This is a genomic window from Alitabrizicola rongguiensis, from assembly GCF_021491355.1.
In the GTDB taxonomy this organism is placed as follows: Bacteria; Pseudomonadota; Alphaproteobacteria; order Rhodobacterales; family Rhodobacteraceae; genus Aliitabrizicola; species Aliitabrizicola rongguiensis.
Map to the genome: position 1 here is coordinate 1,053,344 of NZ_JAKENF010000002.1, position 25,251 is coordinate 1,078,594.

Annotated in this window: 23 protein-coding genes; 14 read left to right on the forward strand and 9 right to left on the reverse strand. The window is 63.0% G+C overall.

All coding sequences use genetic code 11. The features are described from left to right. The first annotated feature begins 3 nt into the window (after window positions 1-3). Window positions 4-504: a c-type cytochrome gene (locus L0V05_RS10985; RefSeq protein ID WP_234870372.1), complete on the forward strand. Its 501-nt coding sequence runs from the start codon at window positions 4-6 to the stop codon at window positions 502-504. Window positions 505-569: 65 nt separating this feature from the next. On the opposite strand, the gene L0V05_RS10990 is transcribed toward L0V05_RS10985, so the two are convergent. Both L0V05_RS10990 and L0V05_RS10995 read right to left on the reverse strand, forming a co-directional pair. Next, entirely contained in the window at window positions 570-1,745 is a 1,176-nt protein-coding gene (locus L0V05_RS10990; RefSeq protein WP_234870374.1) for a DUF305 domain-containing protein, read from the reverse strand. Between the two features lie 29 nt (window positions 1,746-1,774). Beyond that, a complete protein-coding gene (locus tag L0V05_RS10995) occupies window positions 1,775-2,188 on the reverse strand; it encodes a group III truncated hemoglobin (protein ID WP_234870376.1) in 414 nt (137 codons plus the stop codon). A gap of 92 nt (window positions 2,189-2,280) precedes the next feature. Between L0V05_RS10995 and L0V05_RS20660 the strand changes: the two genes are divergently transcribed. Together L0V05_RS20660 and L0V05_RS11005 are read left to right on the forward strand one after the other, a co-directional pair. Then, the gene (locus L0V05_RS20660) at window positions 2,281-3,417 is read left to right on the forward strand and encodes an Rrf2 family transcriptional regulator (RefSeq protein WP_234870378.1); all 1,137 of its coding nucleotides are present in this window, start codon (window positions 2,281-2,283) and stop codon (window positions 3,415-3,417) included. 21 nt (window positions 3,418-3,438) lie between these two features. Then, window positions 3,439-3,912 carry a cupin domain-containing protein gene (locus tag L0V05_RS11005; protein WP_234870380.1) on the forward strand — a complete coding sequence of 158 codons (474 nt, stop codon included), beginning with the start codon at window positions 3,439-3,441 and terminating at the stop codon, window positions 3,910-3,912. 411 nt (window positions 3,913-4,323) lie between these two features. Here the strand turns inward: L0V05_RS11005 and L0V05_RS11010 are convergent, their stop codons facing one another. The 5 genes from L0V05_RS11010 to ytfQ all read right to left on the reverse strand — a co-directional run bounded on the left by L0V05_RS11010 (window position 4,324) and on the right by ytfQ (window position 9,656). Further along, window positions 4,324-5,058, reverse strand: coding sequence for a FadR/GntR family transcriptional regulator (locus L0V05_RS11010; protein ID WP_234870382.1), 735 nt, complete (start codon window positions 5,056-5,058; stop codon window positions 4,324-4,326). 1 nt (window position 5,059) lies between these two features. Next, complete coding sequence (gene yjfF / locus L0V05_RS11015) at window positions 5,060-6,037, reverse strand: galactofuranose ABC transporter, permease protein YjfF (RefSeq protein ID WP_234870384.1); 978 nt, start codon at window positions 6,035-6,037, stop codon at window positions 5,060-5,062. Continuing rightward, window positions 6,034-7,050, reverse strand: a complete 1,017-nt coding sequence (locus tag L0V05_RS11020; protein WP_234870386.1) for an ABC transporter permease — start codon at window positions 7,048-7,050, stop codon at window positions 6,034-6,036. Before L0V05_RS11020 ends, yjfF begins: the two co-directional genes overlap by 4 nt. After that, window positions 7,047-8,579, reverse strand: a complete 1,533-nt coding sequence (locus L0V05_RS11025) for a sugar ABC transporter ATP-binding protein (RefSeq protein ID WP_234870388.1) — start codon at window positions 8,577-8,579, stop codon at window positions 7,047-7,049. Before L0V05_RS11025 ends, L0V05_RS11020 begins: the two co-directional genes overlap by 4 nt. 105 nt (window positions 8,580-8,684) lie before the next feature. Then, window positions 8,685-9,656 (reverse strand): galactofuranose ABC transporter, galactofuranose-binding protein YtfQ, encoded by a 972-nt coding sequence (gene ytfQ, locus L0V05_RS11030; RefSeq protein ID WP_255683696.1) that lies wholly within the window; start codon window positions 9,654-9,656, stop codon window positions 8,685-8,687. A 396-nt stretch (window positions 9,657-10,052) separates the two neighbouring features. Here ytfQ and L0V05_RS11035 point away from each other — a divergent pair, with 396 nt between their 5' ends. The 9 genes from L0V05_RS11035 (at window position 10,053) to L0V05_RS11075 (ending at window position 18,594) form a co-directional block, all read left to right on the forward strand. After that, window positions 10,053-10,286 carry an acylphosphatase gene (locus tag L0V05_RS11035; protein WP_234870390.1) on the forward strand — a complete coding sequence of 78 codons (234 nt, stop codon included), beginning with the start codon at window positions 10,053-10,055 and terminating at the stop codon, window positions 10,284-10,286. A 200-nt stretch (window positions 10,287-10,486) separates the two neighbouring features. Then, window positions 10,487-11,098: a Rieske 2Fe-2S domain-containing protein gene (locus tag L0V05_RS11040; RefSeq protein WP_234870392.1), complete on the forward strand. Its 612-nt coding sequence runs from the start codon at window positions 10,487-10,489 to the stop codon at window positions 11,096-11,098. Continuing rightward, window positions 11,095-11,940 (forward strand): aromatic ring-hydroxylating oxygenase subunit alpha, encoded by an 846-nt coding sequence (locus L0V05_RS11045; RefSeq protein ID WP_234870394.1) that lies wholly within the window; start codon window positions 11,095-11,097, stop codon window positions 11,938-11,940. Before L0V05_RS11040 ends, L0V05_RS11045 begins: the two co-directional genes overlap by 4 nt. Beyond that, on the forward strand, window positions 11,937-12,596 hold the full coding sequence (locus L0V05_RS11050; protein WP_234870396.1) for a glutathione S-transferase family protein: 660 nt from the start codon (window positions 11,937-11,939) through the stop codon (window positions 12,594-12,596). The genes L0V05_RS11045 and L0V05_RS11050 overlap by 4 nt, the downstream gene beginning before the upstream one ends. After that, a complete protein-coding gene (locus L0V05_RS11055; RefSeq protein ID WP_234870398.1) occupies window positions 12,596-13,966 on the forward strand; it encodes an amidohydrolase in 1,371 nt (456 codons plus the stop codon). Before L0V05_RS11050 ends, L0V05_RS11055 begins: the two co-directional genes overlap by 1 nt. A gap of 23 nt (window positions 13,967-13,989) precedes the next feature. Further along, on the forward strand, window positions 13,990-15,075 hold the full coding sequence (locus L0V05_RS11060) for a BMP family ABC transporter substrate-binding protein (protein ID WP_234870400.1): 1,086 nt from the start codon (window positions 13,990-13,992) through the stop codon (window positions 15,073-15,075). Window positions 15,076-15,110: 35 nt separating this feature from the next. After that, complete coding sequence (locus L0V05_RS11065) at window positions 15,111-16,601, forward strand: ABC transporter ATP-binding protein (protein ID WP_234870402.1); 1,491 nt, start codon at window positions 15,111-15,113, stop codon at window positions 16,599-16,601. Further along, the gene (locus tag L0V05_RS11070) at window positions 16,601-17,686 is read left to right on the forward strand and encodes an ABC transporter permease (protein ID WP_234870404.1); all 1,086 of its coding nucleotides are present in this window, start codon (window positions 16,601-16,603) and stop codon (window positions 17,684-17,686) included. The genes L0V05_RS11065 and L0V05_RS11070 overlap by 1 nt, the downstream gene beginning before the upstream one ends. Further along, window positions 17,683-18,594: an ABC transporter permease gene (locus L0V05_RS11075; protein ID WP_234870406.1), complete on the forward strand. Its 912-nt coding sequence runs from the start codon at window positions 17,683-17,685 to the stop codon at window positions 18,592-18,594. The genes L0V05_RS11070 and L0V05_RS11075 overlap by 4 nt, the downstream gene beginning before the upstream one ends. 82 nt (window positions 18,595-18,676) lie before the next feature. On the opposite strand, the gene L0V05_RS20515 is transcribed toward L0V05_RS11075, so the two are convergent. Continuing rightward, the gene (locus L0V05_RS20515) at window positions 18,677-18,811 is read right to left on the reverse strand and encodes a hypothetical protein (protein WP_255683698.1); all 135 of its coding nucleotides are present in this window, start codon (window positions 18,809-18,811) and stop codon (window positions 18,677-18,679) included. 570 nt (window positions 18,812-19,381) lie between these two features. Continuing rightward, window positions 19,382-21,292, reverse strand: coding sequence for an elongation factor G (locus tag L0V05_RS11080; RefSeq protein ID WP_234870408.1), 1,911 nt, complete (start codon window positions 21,290-21,292; stop codon window positions 19,382-19,384). Window positions 21,293-21,552: 260 nt separating this feature from the next. Here L0V05_RS11080 and L0V05_RS11085 point away from each other — a divergent pair, with 260 nt between their 5' ends. After that, window positions 21,553-22,425: a cyanophycinase gene (locus L0V05_RS11085; protein ID WP_234870410.1), complete on the forward strand. Its 873-nt coding sequence runs from the start codon at window positions 21,553-21,555 to the stop codon at window positions 22,423-22,425. 29 nt (window positions 22,426-22,454) lie between these two features. After that, window positions 22,455-25,250: a cyanophycin synthetase gene (gene cphA, locus L0V05_RS11090; protein ID WP_234870412.1), complete on the forward strand. Its 2,796-nt coding sequence runs from the start codon at window positions 22,455-22,457 to the stop codon at window positions 25,248-25,250. The last annotated feature ends 1 nt before the right edge of the window (window position 25,251 follow it).

Sequence of the window (25,251 nt, forward strand, 5' to 3'; positions counted from 1 at the left end):
GACATGAAGATCCAATATCTGGCCACGACGGTCGTATGGGCGGCTTTGGCGAATTCTGCCATCGCAGACGAGGCACTGGTTGCGCGCGGAGCCTATCTTGCCCGCATCATGGACTGCGCCGGTTGCCACATGCCGCGTAATCCGCAGGGCATGCCGATCGAGGAAGCCGGCCTGTCTGGTGGAACGGTTGGCTTCGAGATCCCGGGCCTTGGCATTTTCTGGCCGCCGAACCTGACGCCGGATGCCTCCGGTCTCGGGGGATGGAGCCAGGCGGACATCGCCACAGCACTCAGGACCGGCACGCGGCCGGACGGGCGGATCCTTGCCCCGGCGATGCCATGGCCTTCCTACGCTGCACTCAGCGACGACGACATGCAGGCGCTGACGGCCTACCTCGCGTCGATGCCGGCAGTCAGCACCGAGCGCCTCGATCCTGTCGTCGATGCCAAGGCTGCGCGCGCACCGTTCTACAAGGTCGTCCTTCCAGGCCAGTCCGGTGGTTGAGACGCAAAAGAAGGGCGCCTGCGTGGGAAACGCGGGCGCCTGGCCCAGTTCCAGACCGTTGTCCGTTAGCGCAGGATCGCACTTTCATCGCCGGGACGGGCAGCAAGCTCCGATTCTGAATGATCGGACACGGTTATCCCCTTCGGATGTGGATGATCGGGGTCGGGGCTGTGGGTGGCCGGATAGCCGGCAACCTCCGAAGGAGCGCGATCGTAGATCATGTCATGTGTTCCCCAATAGGCTCCTGCGAAGACCAAAAGCGATGCCGCCATACTAGCCGGTATCTTGACAAGAACACGTGCTGGCCCAGGCTGCCGCCCCGGCTCCTGGCCACGGTCCACCGCGATCACGATAAGCGCGGCCATGATAAGCCCATGCCCGATAAGATCGACCCGACCGAAGGGGAAGACGGCAGCAGTGAAGATCACCAGCAAGGCAATGGCTGAAAGCCGCCGGATCAGACGGGTCGACAGCAGGCCGAAGCCCAAGGTGAACTCGGCAACGCCGGCCATCGGGATGAATGCATCACGCGGCAGGCCGAACGTCAGGAACGGTTTTTCGACCACGAGGGGGTAGAACCACTCGGGATAGGCGAACTTCTCAAGGCTCGACCACATCAGCGATATGGCGACAGCCCAGCGGAGCAGATCAAAGCGATAGCGCCGCAGATCAGGATTTCGTGCCGAGGCAAGTACTAGATAGCCAGCGACGCCGAGACCGAGGGCGAGGTAGTCAAGCAGATGGAAAAGATCGTAGTCGCGAAGCGCCAGCAGCCATAGCCAGATCACGCCAAGCGCGGAAAGCGGCATCGTGACCCGGAAGAACACACCGACTGCGATCGCAAGCTGCACCCATGACACAAGGCCACTGTCGGTCTTTAGGTCAGGGGTCAAGTAGATGCCGCCAACGGCAAATATCGCGATGAAGAAGGCCGCGATCGTCGCGCGGATGAAATCGTCCAGCCGCCACCAAAGCGGCTCGGTTACGCTGTTCAGAACCCGGGTCGGCCTTTCGCCATATCCCAACGCTTCGATCAGCCGGGTTGCGGTGAAGAAGGCAAGCGCAATGGCAATCCCGCTCCAGAAATAGGGATCGGCGAGCGTCGACGAAACTGGCCGTGGAGCCGCGCCAACGATGTAGGGCGCGAACCATTTGACATGCGCCGCGGCAGGGTTTGCGGCAGAAGCGACCATCAGTCCGGTGATAGCCGGGCACAGGGATCGCAGAGTGATCCGGACCATGATGAACTCCGTCAATGATTGAGAGCCGGCTAACTGGCCAGCCGGGGAACGTCGTTACTCCGCTGCGCGTCCCGCGCGTAACGGAACGACTCGGCGATACGCTCTGCCTTCGACTGGAAGGCAGCCGCCTGATCTGGTGTGCAGACCGCAGCCTGGGCCTTTGCGAACAACGACAGCCACCGGTCGAAATGACCGGCTTCCAGATCGGGCAGCTGAAGATGAACACGCATCGGCGTGCCGTGATATTCACCCGTCATTAGCAAGACAGACGACCAGAACCGGGTAAGCTTCGCCTCGTGCTCGACCCAATCCTCGATCCGTGGATTGAAGATCGGTCCAAGCACCGGGTCCCGCCTTACAAGATCGTAGAAGGTCCGGACGACAAGTCCGATCAACGGGCGGTCTATCGCATCCGCCCGTTCGGTGGTGCCGCGTTTCTGCATGCGACTCGCTCCCTTTAGATTCCTTTTCTAAGCATCTTTTCAGATGAACCTGTTTAAGATACAAGTCAACAGTATCTTTAAGGAGGCCAGATGTGCGACTAACCAGCTTCACCGACTACGCCCTGAGGCTACTGCTGATGGTGCAAGAGGCAGATGGGCGCCTTGTAACCATCGAACAGGCCGCGACCCGGTTCCAGTTGTCTCGCGCGAACCTGATGAAGGTCGCCAACGAACTGACGGCTTCGGGCTTTCTGACCGGCGTGCGCGGCCGGTCAGGAGGGCTGAAACTGGCCAGGGAGGCAGGTTCCATTCGGATTGGAGACGTTGTCAGATCCATGGAGCCAGACTTTGCCCTGGTGGAATGCCTCGGCGGAGCCAATGAGTGCGTCATTTCCGGGGCGTGCCGCCTGCCCCGAGCCTTTCGCAAGGCGCGGCAGGCATTCTTTGACGAATTGGACGCAGTCACACTCGAGGACGTCGCCATCCGGCCGTTTTCGCCCGCGGATCTTGCCACCCCGACCAGACCGGCAGACGGCGGCAACTCGCATCAGGCCATGGCCGAACGGCATGTCACAGACGGTGACTTGACAGATGCTGAATTTCATGTCACTTCAAATGACATGAATGCATCTGATTCCAGACCCTACGAAAGCCCGCTGCGCCGCGCCCAGGCCGAAGCCACCCGCGAGCGGATCCTGCAGGCGACGGCCGATGTTCTGGATGAAACCGGAGGAGACGAGGTGATGTTCGACGAGATCGCGAAAGCCGCCGGCGTGGAACGCCGCACGGTCTTTCGCTACTTCCCGAACAAGACCGAGCTTCTGCGGGCATTCTGGCTCTGGATCGGAACGCGGATCAGTCCGCAGATCCTGCCATCGACGCTGGCGGACCTTCTCGACATGCCCCCGAGGATCTTTGCGGGCTTCGATGCGAATGAGAACCTTATCCGGGCCAGCCTGCACACGGCCTCCGGGCGGGCCATGCGCCTGCAAACCGTGCCCGCACGGCGCGAGGGATTCGCCCGGGTGGTCGAGACTGGTCTGCCGGACCTTCCGCCCTTCCAGCGGCACGAGTTCGAGGCACTGGCCCACCTTCTGGTCAGCGCCTCGGCCTGGGAGACGCTCAAGGACTATGCTGGCCTTTCGGGCGCAGAGGCGGGGAAGACCGTCTCTCATGCCCTCACGCTCCTGCTGACTGCCATGCGGTCGCAGTCCCGGAGCGCAACCTAGACCGCAAGTGGAGAATGCCAGATGGCATCCGCAATGACAGAAAGAGTAACTACCGTGGACGAGGCGCCAAGCGTCTGGGTCATCGGCGATCAGGTACGCTTCATGGGCACCGTCGAAGGCGGAAACCTGAGCGTCGTCGATGTGACCGTCATGCCCGGCTCGGGCACGCCGCCCCACCGCCATGCCTCGCCCGAGATCTTTCGGGTAACCGAGGGGGAGATCACCTTCGGTATCTTCGCAGACGGTCCGCCGCGGATCTTTACGGCCGCCGAAGGCACGGTAGTGACGGTGCCGTCCTGGCTTGGCCACAACTACAGCAACCAGTCTGGGCGACCGGCGCGGTTCACCGCGGTTCTCGAGAATGAAATGATGCAGTTCTTCGAGGAAGTCGGCGTTGCCGACATGCCGCCGGCTGGCCCGCCCTCGGACGAAGTGATTGGTCAGATCATGGCGGCCTGCGCACGCCATGGGATCGAAGTGCTTGGAGCCAACTGATGGCTGCGCGTCCCCTGCGCGACCATCCTGAAATCCGGGGGTGGCAGATTGACCACCCTCGGACAACAGGCCGCCAAACACGGGTCGAGACCACGCCGGATCAGGTTCTCGACGACTTTCTGCTCCTCATCGGAAGTAGCCTGATGGCCGATTCGTTCCCATTCGATCTCTCTCAGAAGTCCGGGCGAACGGAGGCCCTGACAGAACATCCACCGATCCGTACCGCCGCTCGTCCATCGGCCGTTCAGCGGCGCGCCGCCTAGCACAGTTCGAGCCTTGAGCGGGCGGCCCCCATTCGGCTCACACCAGAGATTTCATGTTCGAGTTGGCCAGGAGGGATGCATCTCGTTGATGATGCTCAGCGCAACCCTCTGGCCCCAAAGCCTTGCGGGCCAGGCAATACGAAGGTCGTCAGACCCCAAGGATCCAATCGCGGTCGATCTTCAGGACATCCGCCATGACTGACGCCGCTTCCGTGGCGGAGCCGCGCTCGACCGCATCAACAAGCGCTTGGTAGAGCGTTTCCTTCTCCGCTGCGAGGTCGGTCACGCCGGCTTCAAGCCTGCGAACGGTCGATTGGGCATTCCCAAATTCGACAACCCCAGTGGCGGCGCGCAGGAACGGGTTGTGCGACGCTTCGCAAATCGTCCTATGCAGCTCGAACTCGGCCAGGGCAAACGGCTCGGGAAGCGCCGTGACGGCACGGCGTTGCTTCAGCCAGTAATGGAGCATCCGCACATCGTCGGCATTCCGCTTTTCCGCAGCCTCGCGGGCCGCGGGAATCTCCAAGGCCTCGCGGACCTCGACAAAGCTGCGCAGAAAGGCCGCGTCGGGCCCTGCCTCGTGGATCCATGACAGCACCTGGCGATCGAAGAGGTTCCAGCGACTCTTTGGCAGGACGCGTGTGCCGACCTTGGCGCGCGCCTCGACCAGGCCTTTGGCCTCAAGCGTCTTCAATGCCTCGCGCAAGACCGTGCGGGATACGCCGTAGGTGTCCATCATCTCGGCGTCGTTCGGCAGGATCGAACCGACGGGAAGCCTGCCGGACGCGATGCCGACCCCGATTTCGCTGATCACGTAGGAATGGAAGTTCCTTGCAGACTGACGCCCGGAGAGCGAGCGTATCAGGCTCCCGGGTTCGCTCATCTCATGTCTTCCAAAGCACCTTCCTGCTGGGTGCCGAAGCAGTGAAGACCAGCCGCTGCAGCAAGATGAACATAAACAACAGTGCACCGATGACAATCTTCGTCCACCAGCTGGACAGCGATCCATCAAAGACGATGTAGGTCTGCACCAGCCCCTGCAGCATGACGCCCACGAACGTCCCCGCTACGAAGCCGTACCCCCCTGTCAGCAGCGTTCCACCGATCACCACCGCAGCGATCGCGTCGAGTTCGACCCCAAGGGCGGAAAGCGAATAGCCTGCCGAGGTGTAGAGCGAGAATACGATCCCGGCGAGGCCAGCCAGGGTCGAAGACAGCATGTAAATCTGGATCGTGGTCCGCGCGACGGGAACGCCCATCAGCGCCGCCGAGGTTTCGTTCCCGCCAAGTGCATAGACGTATGAGCCGAAGCGGGTCCGATGCGCCAGCACGATGCCGAAGAGGAAGACGGCGATCATGATCCCGCCAATGACCGTCAGGCGCCCCCCCCCGGGCATCAGCAGGTAGCTTTTCGAGATCGTTGAGTAGAACTCGTGTTTGATCCCGATGGAATCCGGCGACAGCACCGAAGCACCGCCACGCGCCAGGAACATTCCCGCCAAGGTCACGATGAACGATGGCACCTTGAGGTAGTGGATTGCCGCCCCCATGCAGGCACCGAACAGCGCCGACACCGCCAGGGCGATGGCGAATGCCACCAGCGGATGCAATCCCACCCACATGATGAGGACGGCGATGAGGACCGTGGTGAAGCCGATGACTGCTCCGACCGAAAGGTCGATCCCACCCGAAATGATTACGAAGGTCATACCGACGGCGGCGATCCCGAGAAAGGCGTTGTCGGTCAGGAAATTCCCAAGGACGCGGGTCGAAAGCATCCCCGGATGCTGGCTGACCGCCGCCAGATACGCGAGGACAAAGATGGTCGCCGTCGCGGCGAGAGGGCGCAGGCTGCGGTTCATGGGGTCGTCCTTGGGGCGGTGGCAGGCTCGGGTCGGGCATGTCCGCGGCTGAACAGGCGCGCTGCGAGCGGGGATTGCAGGACGAGGATCAGGATGATCACGCCCGATTTGACCACGAGGTTGAACTCGGGCGAAAAGCCCGAGATGAGGATCCCGGTGTTCATGGCCTGGATGATCATTGCCCCGAGCACCGACATCGGAATCGAGAAACGCCCGCCAAGAAGCGACGTGCCGCCGATCACGACCGCGAGAATGGCGTCAAGCTCAAGCCAAAGACCTGAATTGTTGGCATCTGCCCCGCGGATGTCGCCCGCTACGATCAGGCCGGAAACCGCGGCGCAGAACCCTGCAAAGGCATAGACGAGCAGCAGCAACGCACCGGAGGTGATCCCGGCAAAGCGCGCCGCCGACCGGTTCACGCCGACCGCTTCGATCAGTAGCCCGAGGGCCGTCCGGCGAACGGCCAGGGTCGATCCGACAAGCAGAACGAACGCAATCACGACCGGCATCGGAAATCCCAGGAAAGACCCGGTCCCGATAAAGATCAGCAATGGGTCAGAAAAGGTCACGATCGACCCTTCAGTGATCAGCTGCGCCAGACCCCGGCCAGCCACCATAAGCACGAGGGTCGCGATGATCGGCTGCATGTCGAGCACGGTCACCAGCATGCCGTTCCACAAACCACAGGCCAGGCCGATGCCCAACGCCGCCAGGACCGCGATCCACGAGGCAGTCCCCCCTACGACCAGACTTGCCGCAACTGCGCCAGAGATCGCCATGACCGCGCCGACCGACAGATCGACGCCCTTCGTCGCAATTACCGCTGTCATGCCGATTGCCAGGATCGCAACGGGAGCGCCGCGGTTCAGCACGTCAATAAGGCTGCCGAACAGGCGCCCATCCTGCCAGGTGATATCGAAGAAGCCCGGGAACAACAGCCAGTTGATGAAAAGTACCGCAATGAGGGCAGCGAATTGCGGCCGCGCCAGAAAGGAGAAACCCGAACGCTTCATGATGCCGACCGTGTCTTGTTTTCTGCAATGGCGTTGACGATGACCGCGGGCGAGATGTCTTCTCCGGTCAGTTCGGCAACCATTTCCCGATCGCGCATCACGACGACGCGATTGGAATAGGCGACCACTTCATCAAGTTCCGAAGAGATCACAAGCAAGGCGAGACCGTCTTCACGCAACCGATTGATCGTGCGTACGATTTCGGCATGGGCGCCCACATCGATGCCACGTGTCGGTTCGTCCAGGATCAGGAAACCCGGGTCTATGGCCAGCCAGCGGGCAAGAATGACCTTCTGCTGGTTGCCGCCCGACAAAAGCTTCACCGGCATGTCATGGCTGGCCGCGCGGATGTCGAGCGCCTCGGCGAAGCGACCGGCGATCTCGATCTGCTCGTCGCGGTTCAGCGCCTTGAACCAGCCGAGTTTGGCCTGAAGGGCGATGATGATGTTCTCCCTCACCGAAAGGTCACCAAAGATGCCATCAATCTTGCGATCCTCGGGGCAGAAGCCGAAGCCGGCGGCAACAGCCTGGGACGGATTGGAGATCGTCACAGGCTTCCCGCCGACCCGAACCCTGCCACTGTCGGCGGCATCGACCCCGAACATCAGTCGCGCCATCTCGGTGCGGCCCGAACCCAGAAGTCCGGCGACGCCGACCACTTCTCCCTCGTGCAACGTCAGCGAGAAGGGAGCAACCTTGCCGGACTTTCCAAGATCGGTGAACTCTACCCGCGCCGGCCCTGTCTCGGCCTCCCCGATCCGGGTGGGCTGGTGGCCAAAGGCAATGTCCTTGCCCAGCATCATCCGCACCACATCGGTCGCGGTGACGTCCGCCAGGTTCTCGGTGCCTACCTTGCGGCCGTTGCGCAGCACGGTCACGCGGTCGGCGATCTCGAAGACCTGGTCAAGGAAATGGGTGATGAAGACGATGGCAAGACCGCGCGCCTTGAGACGCTCGACCACCTCGAACATTTTGCGCACTTCGTTGTGGTCGAGGCTTGCCGTGGGCTCGTCGAGCACCAGGACCTTGCCAGAAAGCTCTACGGCGCGTGCGATAGCGACAACTTGCTGGACAGCGACCGAATAGCTGCCCAGTTCAGCGCGCACGTCAATTTCCAGACCGTAGGTCGCAAGGACGTCACGGGCCTTCGCCTCGATCGCCTTGCGCTGGACGATGCCAAAGCGCGTGGGTTGATGGCCCAGAAACAGGTTCTCGGCCACCGAACGGTTCGGCAGCAGGTTCACTTCCTGATAGACAGTGCCGATGCCCTTGGCTTGCGCCTGCAACGGATCGCGGAAAGATACCGGTTGCCCCGCCAGAAGGATCTCGCCCTCGTCAGGCTGATAGGCGCCTGTCAGGATCTTGATAAGCGTGGATTTTCCGGCTCCGTTCTCGCCCAGAAGCGCGTGCACTTCTCCCCCGTAGATGTCGAAGTCGACATCGTCGAGCGCGCGGTGCCGGCCGAAGATCTTGGTGATCTTGCGGGCCCGCAAAACGGGTTCCAGGCCATCCCTCGGGATGTTTGGCACGATTTCCCCCCTTATTGTCGTGACGCTTCCGCTGTCGGCCCTCAACCGAAACGAGTCCGCCGGCCGGATCTCCCGGTCGGCGGACAGGCTACCACCAGGGAGGGGTCAGTAGCCAAGACCCTTGCGAGCTTCGTACTGCCCTTTCGGATCATCTGCGGCGGTGTACAGCTTCGACTCGGTAATGATGAACTTCTCGGGCACCTTGCCGCCGTTCAGGTAGCCGTCGAGCGCGACGAAGGCGGGACCAGCCATGTCAGGCGTCAGTTCGACCGTAGCATTGGCTTCGCCCGCCGCCATCGCGGCGAAGATGTCGGGAACAGCGTCGATCGACACGGTCAGGATATCGGTGCCAGGCTTCAGGCCGGCATCCTTCATCGCCTGGATCGCGCCAACCATCATGTCGTCGTTATGGGCGTAGACAGCGCAGATATCCTTCCCGCCGTTCTCGGCCTTGATGAAGCCTTCCATCACTTCCTTGCCCTTCGAACGGGTGAAGTCACCCGTTTGGCTGCGGACGATGGTAATGTTGCCGTGACCGGCAATCGCTTCTTCGAAGCCCTTTTTGCGGTTATTGGCTGGCGACGAGCCGACAGTGCCTTCCAGTTGCACCACCTTGCAATCCTTGTCGCCGACCGTCGCCACCAGCCATTCGCCAGCAACACGACCTTCCTTGACCTGATCAGACGCCACCGAGGTCAGGTAGAGATCCTCGGGCGCATCGATGCCACGGTCGAGCAGCACGACCGGGATGTTGGCGTCCTTCGCCTCTCCCAGCACCTCGTCCCAGCCGGTCGAGACGACGGGCGCGACCAGGATCGCGTCTACGCCCTGCGCAATGAAGCCACGGATCGCCTTGATCTGGTTCTCCTGCTTCTGCTGCGCATCGGCAAACTTCAGATCGATGCCGGCTTTCTCTGCCTGCTGCTTGGTCACCGAGGTTTCGGCGGCGCGCCAACCGGACTCAGACCCGATCTGCGAAAACCCGATCACCTTGCCCTGCAGGCCGTCCGCAAAGGCAACGGTAGACAACAAAGCTCCGATACCCGCGCCAAGCGCGAGCTTCCTGATGATTGACATATTTCCTCCCACAGATTTCGGCCCAACCTCTCCTCAGGGCTGGCCTGCAATGACGCTAGCAAAAGTAATACTATATGTAAAATGCAAATGTGACCTCAGACATTTCCGATTAATGTTGTTATAACTCCATAACTTGGATAAAAATCCCTGATGCCGCGCCAGGACGGAAATCGCCTGAAGTCACGACGGCTTACTCCTCCCGCAGCGATGATTCCGCGACCTTTCCGCCTGCCGCACACCCCTGAGAAAATGCCCGTAACAGGATCTGACGAGAGTCAGTGCGGGTCTCCCACGTCGATTGCCGGGCGGAGGCGCAGGCACTAAGAGGGAATCTTACGGGGTCGCGGTGGACCTCACTTGGGGGATCCTATGTCAAGCAATGCCACCTGCTCGGACATGTTCACCCTGCGCGGCGATCTCGGCGCGCCTTCATTCTTGCCGTGGATCGCGCGCCATGCCGGCAGGCTTGGCATCATCGGAAGGGTAACAGCGGCCAGCGCTGATGAGGTGAGTCTGCTTGTAGAAGGCCCCCCCGATCTGGTCGATGCGATGGAACTGGGCGTTTCGCTCGGCCCGATCGACGTTTGGGTGGAGTCGATCAAACGCGAGCGCCTCCTCTCGCGACCCTGACGGGTCGTCGCGACAGGTAGCGCTGGCCTTTGCCCAATTGCTAGGCAATCATGAACACAAACGAACCGTTTCTGCCCTGACCTTAGGCGCGACGGCTTGCGTTCCGGTATGCTGCCAAGACATTCCGGGAGTCGTGCCGAGGGTCGGTGCAGAACGATAGCCGGGGACAGACACCTCAAATGCCGCAAAACTGGACAGCCGTGGCCCTATCTCGCGACGTGCCGCCACAGGTCGTCATTCCTACGTTCGTCGACGGGCGCGAACTCGCCGTTTGGCGCAGCCAGTCGGGCCGCATTGCCGCCTGGGATGACCGTTGTCCGCATCGAGGCATGCGCCTTTCCCACGGCTTCGTCCGGGGCGAGTCGCTTTCCTGCATCTACCATGGCTGGAGCTACAACGAGGCGGGACTTTGCCAACGCATCCCTGCCCATCCTGATCTCGTGCCGCCGGAGGCGATCCGTGTACCAACCGTCGCCGCTGTCGAGTCCGACGGTATCATCTGGGTCGCTTCAGAGCCCGCCAGCCAGCCACCGCCAACGCTAACCGGCCTCGTCGCGCTGCGGTCGCTGACCGTCGAGGCACCGGCCACCGCAATCGCCACGGCGGCCGGAATGCCGATCGACCAGGATGGAGCGCTGCGTCCCGATCTGGCCGGCATCGCCTGCGTGCTGCTCGTGCAGCCGATTCCGGGCGACAGGACGGTACTGCATGTGCTGGTCGCATCGAATGCGTCCCCGGCCGCGCAGGCCGCTGTGTCCCGCGCCCTGGAAGATCTCCGCCGTAGGGTTGAAAGCGAAAGGCTGGCCGCATGACCGACACACCGATGCTCAACGAATGGTATCCGGTCGGCATCCTGACCCAACTGACCAAGGCCGGCCGTGATACGCTGCTCATGGGCGAAGCGATCAACGTTGCTTGCGACAGTTTGGGCGCGCCGGTTGTCAGCGCAGAAGATGGCCGCACCCTGCCGGTGCGCGCCCGCTACGGCCATGTCTGGACCTCGCTCGGGTCTCCGACGAAGGAACTCTTCGACATTCCCGAGGCCGATCAGCCCGGCCGCCGCCTTGTCGATGTGGGCGTCGTGCGGGTGAAATGCTCGCCGCTTCGCGCCGTCGAAAACTTCCTCGACATCGCGCATTTCCCTTTCGTCCATACCGACATCCTCGGCGCCGAACCCCATACCGAGGTCCAGCGCTACGAGGTGCAGATCCGCGAGGAGGTGGACGAGGTCTGGGCGACCAAGGTGAAATTCTACCAGCCGCAGGCAGCGAAATCGGCCGCAGGGGGGATCACGACCGATTACATGTACCGGGTTCCGGCGCCGACCGTCTCGATCCTGTACAAGACCTGCCCGCCGCGCCCCGGCGAATGGGATGTCATCACCCTGTTCGTGCAGCCGATGGCCGAAGACCTGTGCCAGGTCTGGCCGTGGATGGCGCTGTTCGATGACCAGACGCCGATGACCGACCTCATCCATTTCCAGCAGATGATCTTCCTGCAGGACCGCTCAATCCTGGAGAACCAGCTGCCACGGCTGCTCCCGCTGGACCCAGGAATGGAGATCCCGACACGCGCCGACATGACCTCGGTCGCCTATCGCCGCTGGCTGAAGCGCCACGGCTTCACCTATGGCGCGCAACTGGTGGCGGCATGATCCTGTACGATTACATCCTCAGCCCAGACTGCTACAAGGTGCGCCTGCTGGCCGCGCTGACCGGGGCGAGGATCACGCTGCGCCCCGTCGATTTTCACCCCGGCGGTGAGCACAAGACCGCGCCGTTTCTGGCGATGAACCCCTCTGGCACCATCCCGATCTTCGAGGATGACGGGCTGATCCTGACGGAATCCTCGGCGATCCTGACCTATCTTGCCGCCAAGGCCGGGCCTGCATGGCTCGGCGACGACACGCCGGCGATGCGGGGACGGGTGGCGCAATGGCTGGCCTTCTCGCAGCGCCTGTCGGCCTCAATCGGCAAGGCCCGCGTCCATGACATGCTGAACAAGCCCGCCGATATCCAGGCCTGCCGCAGGGCCGGCACCCAGTGCCTGCGCGAGATCGAGGCGGCGCTGGTCGAGCAGCGGCTGGCGGGACACGCCTTCCTTGCGGGCGATCGCCCGACCATCGCCGACATCGCCTGTTTCCCGCATTCGATGCTGGCGCCCGACGGTGGCATCTCGGTCGATCCTTATCCGTCAATCCGGCTCTGGACCCGGTCGATCCGGGCACTGCCGGGCTTCATCGAGATGCCGGGCATCCACCGCCTGCACGACCTCAAGCCCGAACCGGGCCCGATCCCGGAGCGGGTGTGATGCCGAACTACCTGTTTCGCGGCTGCGCGGCTGTTGTCACCGATCCCGGTGCGGCGGACGGCGTGCTGCGCGACGTGAATCTGCTGACGGAAGGCCCGGCGATCCGCGCCATCGGCCGCGATCTGGTGGCGCCCGCCGGAACCGAGGTGATCGACGCACGCGGCTGGTTCCTGTACCCCGGCCTCGTCAACACCCACCATCACTTCTTCCAGTGTTTCGTGCGTAACCGGGCAGAGCTGGACTGGACGAAGCTTTCGGTCATCGAATGGCTCGACCTGATCTACCCGATCTTTTCACGCCTGACCGAGGAGTGTTTCTACCATTCCTCGCTGACCGCGATGGCAGAACTGGCCAAGCACGGCTGCACAACCGCTTTCGACCACCAGTACAACTTCCCCCGCCATGCCGGGAAACGCATCGTCGACCGCCAGTTCGAGGCGGCCGGGAAGATCGGCCTGCGCTTTCATGCCGGGCGGGGCGGGAACACCCTGCCGAAGTCGGAAGGCTCGACCATCCCCGATGCGATGCTGGAGACGACCGACGAGTTCATTGCCGACTGCGCGCGCCTGATCGACGCCTACCACGACGCGTCGCCCTTCGGCCTGCGGCAGGTCGTGGTGTCGCCCTGCCAGCCGGTCAACTGCTACCGCGAGACCTTCACGGAATCTGTGGCGCTGGCACGTGACAAGGGCGTGTTCCTGCATACCCATGTCGGCGAGGGCGAAAGCCCTGTGATCGCGGCGCGCCACGGGATGCGGACGGTGGATTACCTTGAGGAAATCGGCTTTGCCGGGCCGGACACCTTCTATGCCCATTGCTGGGAACTGACGCATGACGAACTGCGCAAGATGGCGGCGTCGGGCACCGGCGTCGCCCATTGCCCCGAGCCGGTCTATCTGGTGGGCGCAGAAGTGACGGACATCCCGGCGATGGCGGCTTTCGGGCTGCGGGTGGGCCTCGGCTGCGACGGTTCGGCGTCGAACGACAATTCGAACCTGATGCACTGCGTCCATTCCGCCTACATGCTGCAATGCCTTGCCGCCTCGACCCGCGCCCATCCGGTGCCGGAGCCGCGCGATTTTCTCGCTTATGGGACAACTGGGGGCGCCGCCCTTCTGGGGCGCAGCGACATCGGCCGTCTGGCGCCCGGCATGGCGGCTGACCTTTTTGCCATCGACAGCCGGCGGATGGACTATGTCGGCACAAGGCACGACCCGGCGAGCCTGATCCCCAAGGTCGGCATCGGCATGGCGACCGACCTGACGATGGTCAACGGACGGATCGTCTGGGCCAAGGGGGAGTTCCCCGGCCTTGACGAGGCGCAGATGGCGGCCGAGGCCGAAGCTGCGCTGGCAACGATAAACCTCTGAAAAAGCGCAACAGGAGAGCCCAGATGATCGACAGACGCACCTTCCTTCAGACCACCGCCCTTGGCGCCATCGCCGCCGCGATCGGCGCGCGTGCCCATGCGGCCGAGCCGCTCGGCATCGCGCTGATCCTGCCGTCGCCGAATGGCGATGTGGGTTGGTCGCACAGCCTCGTCGCAGGCCTCGACCCCGTGAAGGCCGCCTATGGCGACGCGGTCAAGATCACCATCGTCGAGAACATCCCCGAAGGCCCGGATGCTGACCGGATCATGAACAAGGCCGTGGCAGACGGGAACAAGGTCCTGATCGCCGGTTCCTTCGGATACCAGAACGGCGCGATGCAGATCGCCAAGCGCGATCCCTCGGTCACGGTCCTGCATGCTTCGGGCTTCATGGTCGCCCCGAACTTCTCGCCCTTCGCGGCCAAGTATTTCCAGGGCACCTACCTGATGGGCATGGCCGCCGCCGCGCTGTCGAAATCCGGCAAGCTCGGCTCGGTCTCGGCCTTTGCCATTCCGGAACTCATCACATCGATCAACGCCTTCACCCTTGGTGCGCAGGCGGTGAACCCGAACATCGAGGTTTCCGTGGTTTGGGTGAACTCGTGGTTCGACCCGGCCAAGGAACAGGAAGCCGCCAAGGCGCTGCTGGCGCAGGGCTGCGACGTGATCTTCTCGAACGCGCAGGACACGCCTTCGGTCATTTCGGTCTGCGAGGAAGCGGGCGTTCCCTCGTTCAACCTCAACTCCTCGATGAAGTCCTACGCACCCAAGACCTACCTCGGCTGCGTCGCCACCGACTGGTCGCCCTTCTTTAAGGCCTCCGTCGATGCCCATGTCGCCGGAACCTTCCAGGGGGCGAACGCCTTCCTCGGCGTAGCGGACAAGGTAGTCGAGGTGGTGGACTGGAGCCCGAACGTGCCCGCCGATCTGATGGCCAAGATCAAGGAAGTCGAAGCCACGATCGCCGATGGCAGCTTCTCGCCCTTCACCGGCCCGATCACGAAGGCCGACGGCAGCGAAGGCGTCGCGGCCGGCACTACCCTGACCGACGATCAGATCGTCGCGATGGACTGGCATGTGAAGGGCGTGGCCACGCCGCTGCCGCAGTAACGCTCATGCCCGCGCCGCTTCTGTCCCTTCGCGGAATGACCAAGAGCTATGGTCAGGTCCGAGCCAACCGGGGCATCGACCTCGACGTGGCTCCGAACTCGATCCATGCGATCCTGGGCGAAAACGGCGCGGGCAAGTCCACGTTGATGAAGCTGATCTATGGGGTTGAACAACCTGACGAGGGGCAAGTGTTCTGGCAGGGACAGCCTGTTCGCCTGAGTTCGCCCGCCGAGGCACGGCGCCACGGGATCGGCATGGTGTTCCAGCACTTCTCGTTGTTCGAGACGCTGACTGTTGTCGAGAACATCTCGCTGATCGTGCCGGGAACGAAGCCCGAACTCGCGCGACGCATTCGGGCGCTCGGGCAGGATTTCGGGCTCGAAGTCGATCCGTCGGCCCATGTCCATTCCCTGTCTGTCGGCGAAAGGCAGCGGGTCGAGATCATCCGCTGCCTGATGACCGAACCGAAACTCCTGATCCTTGACGAGCCGACCTCGGTCCTGCCGCCGCAATCGGTGGGCCTTCTGTTCGACACCCTCCGGAGGCTGCGCGATACTGGCGTGTCGATCCTGTTCATCTCGCACAAGCTCGACGAGATCCATTCGATCTGCGATCGGGCCACCGTGCTGCGGGCTGGTCAGGTGACGGGCAATATCGACCCGCGCGAGCATGATGCCCATGAGTTGGCGCGCATGATGATCGGACGTGACATGCCGCCGCCCCTTCACGCCGATATCCGCCCCGTGGGCGAGAAACGGCTGGAACTGGCCGGTCTCGACCATGTCGAGGACGACCCCTTCGCCGTTTCGCTGCACGGGGTCAGCCTGACGGTCCATGCGGGCGAGATCGTGGGGATCGCCGGCATCTCGGGCAATGGTCAGGCGGAACTCGCGCGGCTGATCTCGGGCGAGACGCGCCTGGCAGACGGCGAGCGCGACGAGGTGCGGATGATGGATCAGGGCGTCGCCCATCTTGGACCGGCCGAGCGACGGGCACTAGGCTTTGCCTTTGTCCCCGAAGACCGGCTGGGGCGGGGTGCGGTGCCCGAAATGTCGCTGGCCGACAACAGCCTGCTCACCGCCCATCCACTTGGTCTGCTGCGTCATGGATTCATCGACCGCATGAAGGAGGCCGAGTTCACCGCCGCCTGCATCAAGGATTTTGACGTCCGGACGCCGGGGCCTGAGGCCGAGGCCGGCGCGCTTTCGGGGGGCAACCTTCAGAAGTTCATCGTAGGGCGCGAGATCCTCCTGAGGCCGAAGCTCCTTTTCGTCGCACAACCTACCTGGGGCGTGGATATCGGCGCGGCGACTGCGATCCGCCAGCGCCTGATCGCCATGCGCAACGAAGGCGTGGCCGTGCTGGTGATCTCCGAGGAACTGGAAGAATTGTTCGAGATCTGCGACCGGATCCAGGTCCTGCACAAGGGACGGCTTTCTCCTTCCCTCGACCCGCGGACATCAGGACCCGAAGAGATCGGCCGCTACATGATCGGCGCAAACGTTCCGGCCAGCGAGGTCGCCTGATGTTCGTCCTGCCTCGCCTCATTCGCCGGGAGCGAGCATCGGCCCGGATGGCCGTTCTGGCGCCCATCATCGCCATTGCGGCAGCCGTCACTGTGAACCTGATTCTCTATCTCGTCATGGGCAAGAACCCAGGCGCAGTCTTCCACGCGATGCTGCTCGAGCCGTTCATGTCGTGGGCGTCCTTCTCGGAGGTGCTGCTGAAGACCGGGCCGCTTCTGCTGATCGCACAGGGCCTTGCCATCGGTTTCCGCGCCAAGGTTTTCAACATTGGGGCCGAGGGGCAGTTCATCCTCGGCGCGATCTTTGCGTCTGCCATCCCGGTCTGGTTTCCGCAGGCAACGGGCGGCTGGATCTGGCCGGCGATGCTGATCCTTGGGGCGATTGGCGGGGCGCTCTGGGCCGTGATCCCGGCTTTCTGGCGGGTGCGGCTCAACGCCAATGAGATCCTCGTCACGCTGATGATGAGCCTGATCGCCGCTCAGGTGCTCAATTACCTTTTGCTCGGCCCGTGGAAAGATCCGAAGGGCTTCAATTTCCCGCAGTCGGTCATGTTCCAGTATGACGCGATGGTCCCGATCCTTATCCCGGGCACTCGGGTGAATGTCTCGCTCCTGATCGCGCTTGTGTCGGCCATCCTCGCCTGGGTCTTCATGCAGAAGAGCTTTCGGGGCTACCAGTTCCTGGTCGGGGGTCTCGCACCCAGGGCGGCCGCATATGCCGGCTTCTCGGAAGCCCGCGCGATCTGGCTGTCGCTACTGATCGGCGGATTCGCGGCCGGTCTGGCCGGGGCAGCCGAAGTTGCCGGGCCGATCGGACAGCTCCAGCGTTCGATCTCGACGGGCTATGGCTATGCCGCGATCATTGTCGCCTATCTCGGCGGGCTCCACCCGATCGGGATCGTTGCTTCGTCGCTTCTTATGGCGGTCCTCTATATCGGCGGGGACAATGCAATGGTCTCGGCTGACCTGCCGGTTGCGGCCGTGCGGGTCTTCCAGGGAAGTCTTCTGGTCTTCTACCTCGCCGCCACGACCTTCGTCCGCTACCGGCTTGACATCGGACATGATGCGAAGGGGGGCACGCCATGAACGGGATCGAGTTCATCCTGGCCAACATGCTGGCCGCCGCCACACCCTTTCTTCTGGCGGCTCTGGGCGAGCTTGTCGTTGAACGGTCAGGGGTTCTGAACCTCGGGATCGAGGGGATCATGGCGCTCGGCGCAGTCATCGCCTTCATCATCGTGTATCATGGCGGAAGCCATGCCGTGGCCTTCCTTGGCGCAGGCTTTGCTGGGGCTTGCCTCTCGCTCATCTTCGGTGTTCTGGCACTTGGCTTCCGCGCGAACCAGGTCGCTGTCGGACTTGCCATCGGCATTCTCGGTCAGGGTCTTTCGGCGCTGATCGGCAACTCCTACGAAGCACTGACCGTCACAGGGCTGTCGAAGATCACCCTGCCGGGCCTTTCGTCCATCCCAGTGATCGGCGGACTGTTCACCCAGGACGCCATCGTCTGGCTGTCCCTTGTCGCGACGCTGGCCGTGTGGGGCATGTTCCGATTCACCCGGCTGGGTCTGGTGATCCGGGCTGTGGGCGAGAACCCGAAGGCCGCGCATGCCATCGGCTATCCGGTCATCGCCCTGCGCTATGGCGCGATCCTTTTCGGCGGTGCGATGGCAGGCCTGGCGGGCGCCTATGCGGCAACGGTCTATACGCCACTCTGGGCCGACGGAATGATTGCCGGCCGCGGCTGGATCGCGCTGGCCTTGGTGGTGTTCGGAACCTGGATGACTGGCCGTGTCTTCTTCGGCGCATTGCTGTTCGGGGCTGTCTCCCTGGGCGGTTTGGCCGCACAGGCCCAGGCTGTGCCGCTGAACTCGCAACTCCTGTCGAGCCTGCCCTATATCGTCACGATCGTGGTTCTGGGGATCATCTCGTCCAACCGGCGACTGCTGAAGATCAACGGTGTCGCATCCCTCGGCGAACCCTACGAACGCTGACCGCTGCCAGGCCTAGAAATGCAAGGGGCGCCCCAGCTGCTGCGGCGCCCCTCGGTTCTTTCAACCGGACTGTCTGCCTGCGTCAGACGCAGTTCGGGTTCGCCCCGCGGTTGGACATGTCCGCGTCCTTCGGGCATTCGGCATTCGGAACGGTTTCCGAAACGCAGCCAGAAAGAAGTGGCAGGCTGAGCAAAAGGCAGATGGCAAACTTCTTCAAGACGGTCCTCCCGTTGGCCGATGTCCCTTACACACGAGTTTCCAGGATCATCGTTCGTCACGGATTGACCTGTCAATCGAAAGCGTTGCAGCGACGCGGCTTGTTCGCGAGTTCTGTTGTCAGCCGGCCGGAGACTCGCCTGCCGAACGTTAGGTCGTCCTCGCCGAGACATGGCTTTCGAGCGAAGTGAGGGAACACCCCGGGCGAAGCACAGGCCTCAGGACTTCGGCGCCACGCTCCGGAGGTATGACTGACTGGTGCTGTCCCAAGGCCACTCGGTTGCTGAAGGCGCGCGGTCGACCGGTCTGACGCGGTTCATCTCATATCGGGAGCGCCAGGAGCTTGGTGGCATGAAGACCGATCAGGATCAGCATCTCGGGCATGCCCGAGCGAAGCTCCGGATCTTGGACCGGCTTGCCTTCCGCATCATCCGACAGCGTCTCTCAACCCAGAGGAAGAATCCGCATCGGTCCGGCGCGAATGGGTCCGGCGCGCGGCAGACTGCCTTCTTGCTCAGCAGTCACCAACAACCGCCGCATCAAACCCGCTCGGCAGGCCGCCATCTCGCGTTCAGGCGGGGTTGGCGACTTGCTGTTCCTCGCGAAGATCCTCGTAACGCTCGAAGGCGGAGGTAAAGCGCGCCGTCCCACGGGTGGTGCTGGCCAGCGCCTGGTAGAGCTCCTGCTCAGCGGATTCCGGAAGCAAGGCTTCGAAAACGTCCCAGCCTGCTGCCTCGCTGTCGCCCTTGAAGCCAAGAACCTGACCGTGAAGCCCCGAAATCAGGGGGACGAGAGCCCCGGAATAAATCGAGGGAACCTCGATCCTGATGCGGCTGATCGGCTGCAGGACGCGCGTGCCAGCTTCGGCCATCGCCTCGCGCAGGGCATTCTTGCCGGCCGTGCGGAAGGCGAAGTCGGAACTGTCCACCGAATGATGCTTGCCGTCCTTCAGGGTCACGGCGATGTCGATCACGGGATGCCCGTGTGGCCCCTCGGCCAGAGCATCTCTGGCGCCTGCTTCTACAGAAGGAATGTAGTTGCGGGGGACTGCGCCTCCCTTGACCTGCTCGTCGAAGCGGAATCCGGCGCCTCGCTCCAGCGGCGCGGCCTCGATCAGGACATCGGCGAATTGCCCTGCCCCGCCCGACTGCTTTCGATGGCGATGGTGCTTTTCGATCGGTCGGGCAAGCGTCTCGCACAGGGCGCGGGGTACTGCTCCGGTTTCGACTTTCACGCCAAACAGGGTATCCAGAAGCTCGATAACCTTGCGTAGGTGCAAAGGCCCCTGGCAGCACAGGATCATCCGGCCGCTTTGCGGGTCCTGTCGGGTCGATAGGCCGGGGTCGATCTCCATCAGCCGACCCAATGCGGACGACAGCCGAGCCTCGTCCCGCTCGTTGAGAGGGGAAATCACGCTGCGATAGGGTGCACCGGGTGCCGCAGCCCATTCGGGCGAGGCAAGAGTTCCGTCCTTGCCATAAATGGGTGAGGTCAGGGTCAGGTGGTCAGACTTCACGGTTATGGCGATGGAACCGGCGGGAACGGGCCCCATCGGGGTCTTTCCATCCAGATCGACAAGGCTTCCCACCGAGCCCCCGGCCAGTCGCTGACCGGCCGCCATGCCATCGGCAAGGGCGCGGATCAGCACGGTCTTTCCCAGATGCTTGGCGTTGTCCGCGAAGGCCCCCACAGCCAGACCGCCCCCTAGCCTGTCGCGCAGCGCATCAACCTTCGGTACCTCGTGTCGGAGCGACTTCATCAGTCGAAGCAAACCGTTGCCGTGGGCTGCAGAACCCATCAGGGCCGGAACAAGGTCGTGATGCTGAAGAACCCGCGTTGCCACATCATAAAGTTCTGCGGCGAGGGGCTTCTTGTCCTCGATCAGCTCTTCCAGAAGCGTGTCGTCGAAATCGGCGAGGTGATCGAGCAGTTCGGACCGCGCCTTTTGCTCGCCTTCGCGCATCCCTGCCGGTATCTCGACCAGCGAAGACCGCTTTCCTTCGTGATATTCCCAGGCACGTTCCGAAATCAGATCGACCGCGCCCACAATCCTGCGCCCCTCCATCATCGGGATCTGCCGCAGCACGATGGCATGGGCACAATAGGCCTGTAGCGCGGCGACGACGTCACTGATCCGGTCGGTCGCGGCATCGATCTTGTTCAGGAAGATGAAGGTCGGCAGGCCTGCCGCCTCGAGCAGCCGCAGATACGGCGCGGCAAGGACTGCGGCATCGGTTTCCGCCGTCACGCAAAGAACCGCGGCATCGCTGGCGGCAAGGGCCGATGGCAGAAGCGGCAAGTTCTGGATTCCGCCCGGGCAATCCAGAATGGCCCAATCCTCCGACATGAACTGGAACCGGGAAACGGCGGCTTCGCCGTAGAATCCGGATCGTTGCGGTCGCTCGGTTTCCAGCCCTGCCAAGGCTTGAGACAACGTGGTCTTCCCGGTGTGCGACGGGCCAAGGACCGAAACGACTCTCATGGAACCAACCTCCTCGTCTGATGCAACGTCTGGCTGAGCGGGACTCAGATTGGTCCGTTCAGCTTAAACCGGCTTCGAAAGATTAGAACCGGGAATCTCGCGGGTGCGTCGTCAACGACCATTCACCTAATCGCTTGCGAGGCCACCCGCCTTTCGCCATGGTTGCTTCATGTGGGGGGCGGAACGTCTTTCAAGGGGCGTGGCCGCGTTTTGGGGGAACTGCAGCTGGCCGATATGGCCAATCCGGGAAATCGTTCGGCATGTCTCCTGCCCCGCTCAGCGCTAACGCTCCACGTGGCTTCATCATCCCTATCGGAGGTGGCGAGGATCGTCTTAAGGAGCGCCATATCCACCGGCGCTTCGTCGATCTGTCCGGCGGCGCTGGAGCAGACATCGTCGTTATTCCCACGGCGTCAGAACTCGAAACGACCGGACAGGATTACAATCGCATCTTCCGCGAACTCGGGGCGGCGCAGGTTGATTTCCTGCCGATCACGCGCCGTGCCGATTGCGAGAATCCGCGCTATCTCGAGATGCTCGACCGGGCGACCGGCATCTTCCTCACCGGCGGCAACCAGCTGCGCCTTTCCACCATCCTGGGCGGAACGGGAATTGCCCAGAAGATCCGCCGCCGGAATGCAGCAGGCGTCCATGTCGCGGGGACCTCTGCGGGGGCCTCGATCATGTCCGAGCACATGATCGCAGGAGGCGAAAGCTATTCTTCCCCGGTCGAAGGGGCCGTTAGCCTCGCCCCCGGCCTCGGGCTGACCAATGCCGTCATCATTGACCAGCACTTCACCCAAAGGAACCGGCTCGGGCGGCTGCTGTCGGCGTCGTCCTACAATCCTTTCCTGATCGGCCTAGGAATTGATGAGGATACGGCTGCTTTCATCGGCCCTGACGGCGTCTTTGAAGTGGTGGGATCAGGAACGGTCACGGTCGTTGATGCCTCGGAACTTACCCATTCCTCGATGTGGGAGGCCCGCCCCGGGCAGGCGCTTACCCTTCTTGGCCTCAAGGTTCATGTCATGGGCGAAGGCTGCCGCTACGACCTGAACGGACGCCATGCCTTCGCGCCCGACGCTCATGCCGCGTTCTGCTCTTTGCCAAACGACTTGACCCGCACTCACTGACCCCAACCCAGCAGGAAGGAGAAACGCCCGTGAAGATCGTCTCGACCAATGTGTTTGTCGGTCCGAACGTTTGGGCGGGATTTCCCGTCATCCGGCATGTCGTTGATCTGGGTGTTCTTGAAGACTGGCCATCGGCACGACTGGGTGATGCATGGATCGAAGGGCTGATCGAGGCGCTGCCCGGCCTGCGCGAGCACGGCTGTTCCTATCGTGAGCCGGGCGGGCTGATCCGGCGGCTGCGTGAAGGGGAAGGGACGTGGCTTGGCCATGTTGCCGAGCATGTCGCGCTCGAGATTCAGGGCGTCGCCGGATCCGACGTGACTTTCGGGCGGACACGGGGCACCGGGGTGCCGGGGCAATACAACCTCGTCTACGAATACCGCCAGCGGGACGTGGGGCTCGACGCGGGCCGGCTGGCGATCAAGCTTCTGATGCATCTTCTGCCGGAACAGGTGAAGAAGCTTACGGATTACGAGTATGACCCGGAGTTCGACTTTGCTGCCGAGCTGAAAAGCTTTGTCCTGTCGGCGCAGCGCCGCGAATTCGGGCCCTCGACCGCCTCGCTGGTCAAGGCAGCAGAAGAGCGGGACATCCCCTGGATCCGGCTGAACAACAATTCGCTCGTGCAGTTCGGCCACGGCAAGTTCCAGCAGCGGATCCAGGCGACGATCACCAGCCAGACCAAGCATATCGCCGTGGAAATCTCCTGTGACAAGGAAGACACCCACAATATGCTGAACGATCTTGGCCTGCCGGTGCCGCAGCAGCGCCTCGTCTATTCTCCGGCCGAGGCGATCCGGGCGGCGAAGCGGATCGGATATCCCGTTGTGGTCAAGCCGCTTGACGGCAACCACGGGCGGGGCGTGTCGATCAACCTGACCGAGGATGCACAGATCGAGGTCGCCTTTGCCGAGGCAAAGGCCCAATCGAAAAGCCGCGGCATCCTTGTCGAGCAGTTCGTGACTGGCATGGACCACCGCATGCTTGTCGTGAACGGCGAACTCGTGGCGGTGGCCAAGCGCGTGCCCGGCCATGTGGTCGGCGACGGCAAACACACCATTGCCCAACTGGTCGACATCGTGAACCAAGACCCGCGCCGCGGGATCGGGCATGAGAAGGTGCTGACGAACCTGGAGCTTGACGCACAGGCGGAACGGCTGATGGCGGATGCCGGGCATACCGCCGAGACCGTGCTGCCCAAGGGCGAGGTCTTCTACCTGCGCTCGACCGCGAACCTGTCGACCGGTGGCACGGCGATCGACATGACCGACGTCTGCCATCCCGACAACAAGGACATGGCCGAGCGGACGATCAAGGCGGTTGGATTGGACGTCGGCGGAGTGGACTTCCTGACCGCCGACATCACCAAAAGCTACAAGGAAATCGGCGGCGCGATCGTCGAGGTGAATGCCGCACCGGGCTTCCGCATGCATGTCGCCCCATCCGAGGGCAAGCCGCGCGATGTGTCGGGCAAGGTGATGGATATGCTCTTCCCACCCGGCACCCAATCGCGCATCCCGATCGCCGCGATCACTGGGACAAACGGCAAGACCACGACCAGCCGGATGCTCGCCCATATCATGAAGTCGAGCGGCAAGATCGTCGGCATGACCTCGACCGACGGGGTCTATGTCGACGGAAAGCTGACGGTGAAGGGCGACATGACCGGGCCTGCTTCGGCCCAGATGGTGCTGCGCGATCCGTCCGTGGATTTCGCGGTGATGGAGACGGCGCGGGGCGGGCTTGTCCGCTCGGGCCTCGGCTACCAGCGCTGCGACGTGTCGGCCTGCCTGAACGTGGCCTCGGACCATCTCGGGATGGGCGGGATCAACACGCTTGAGGAACTGGCTATCGTAAAGCGCGTCGTGGTCGAAACGGCGACCGACACGGTCGTGCTCAACGCAGACGACATGCACTGCCTGCGCATGGCCGATTTCTGCCACGCGAGCCACATCTGCTATGTGACGATGAACTCCGACCATCCGCTGGTGAAGGAGCACATTCGGGCGGGCGGTCGGGCCGTCGTTCTGGAAAAAGCCATGAACGGCGACATGATCACCATCTATTCCAAGGGCCTGCACCTGCCGGTCCTCTGGTCGCACCTCATCCCGGCGACACTTGAGGGCAAGGCGCTCTACAACGTGCAGAATGCCATGTTCGCCTGCGCGATGGCCTTCGCCTTCGGGCTGGACCTCGACAACATCCGCCACGGGCTGCGGACCTTCGACACAAGCTTCTTCCAGGCGCCGGGGCGGACGAACGTCTATGATGAACATCCGTTCAAGGTGATCCTCGACTACGGTCACAACCCGGCGGCCATCGCGGCGATGGCGGGACTCGCTGACCGGCTGGACGTGAAGGGCCGCCGCCTGGTCGTGGCTGCAATGCCTGGCGACAGGCGCAACGAAGACATCGTCGCTGCGGGCAAGGAGCTCGCGGGGCATTTCGACCACTATTTCCTCAAGCCCGACGACGACCGCCGCGGTCGGGGTGAAATGGAGGTGCCGCAGATGCTGCGCGAGGTGCTTCTCGCCGCAGGCGTCAAGGAGACCCAGATCACCCTGATGACCAGCGAGGTAGAGGCCATCGACCGCGCGCTCGAATCCGCTCTTCCGGGAGACCTGCTGGTCGTCTTCGCCGACGAGCTGACCCGGTCGTGGAAACAGATCATCTACTTCAAGAAGGCCGAGCGCGAAGCCGCCGCTGTAACGCCGGTCAAGAGCGAACCGAGCGTCGGCTTCGAAGAGCTGCTGGCCGGTGGTGACACTCTGATCCGCGACGAGCGCGGGGTCCGTCTTGCGCGGGGGGGCGAGGAAGGCGACTGAG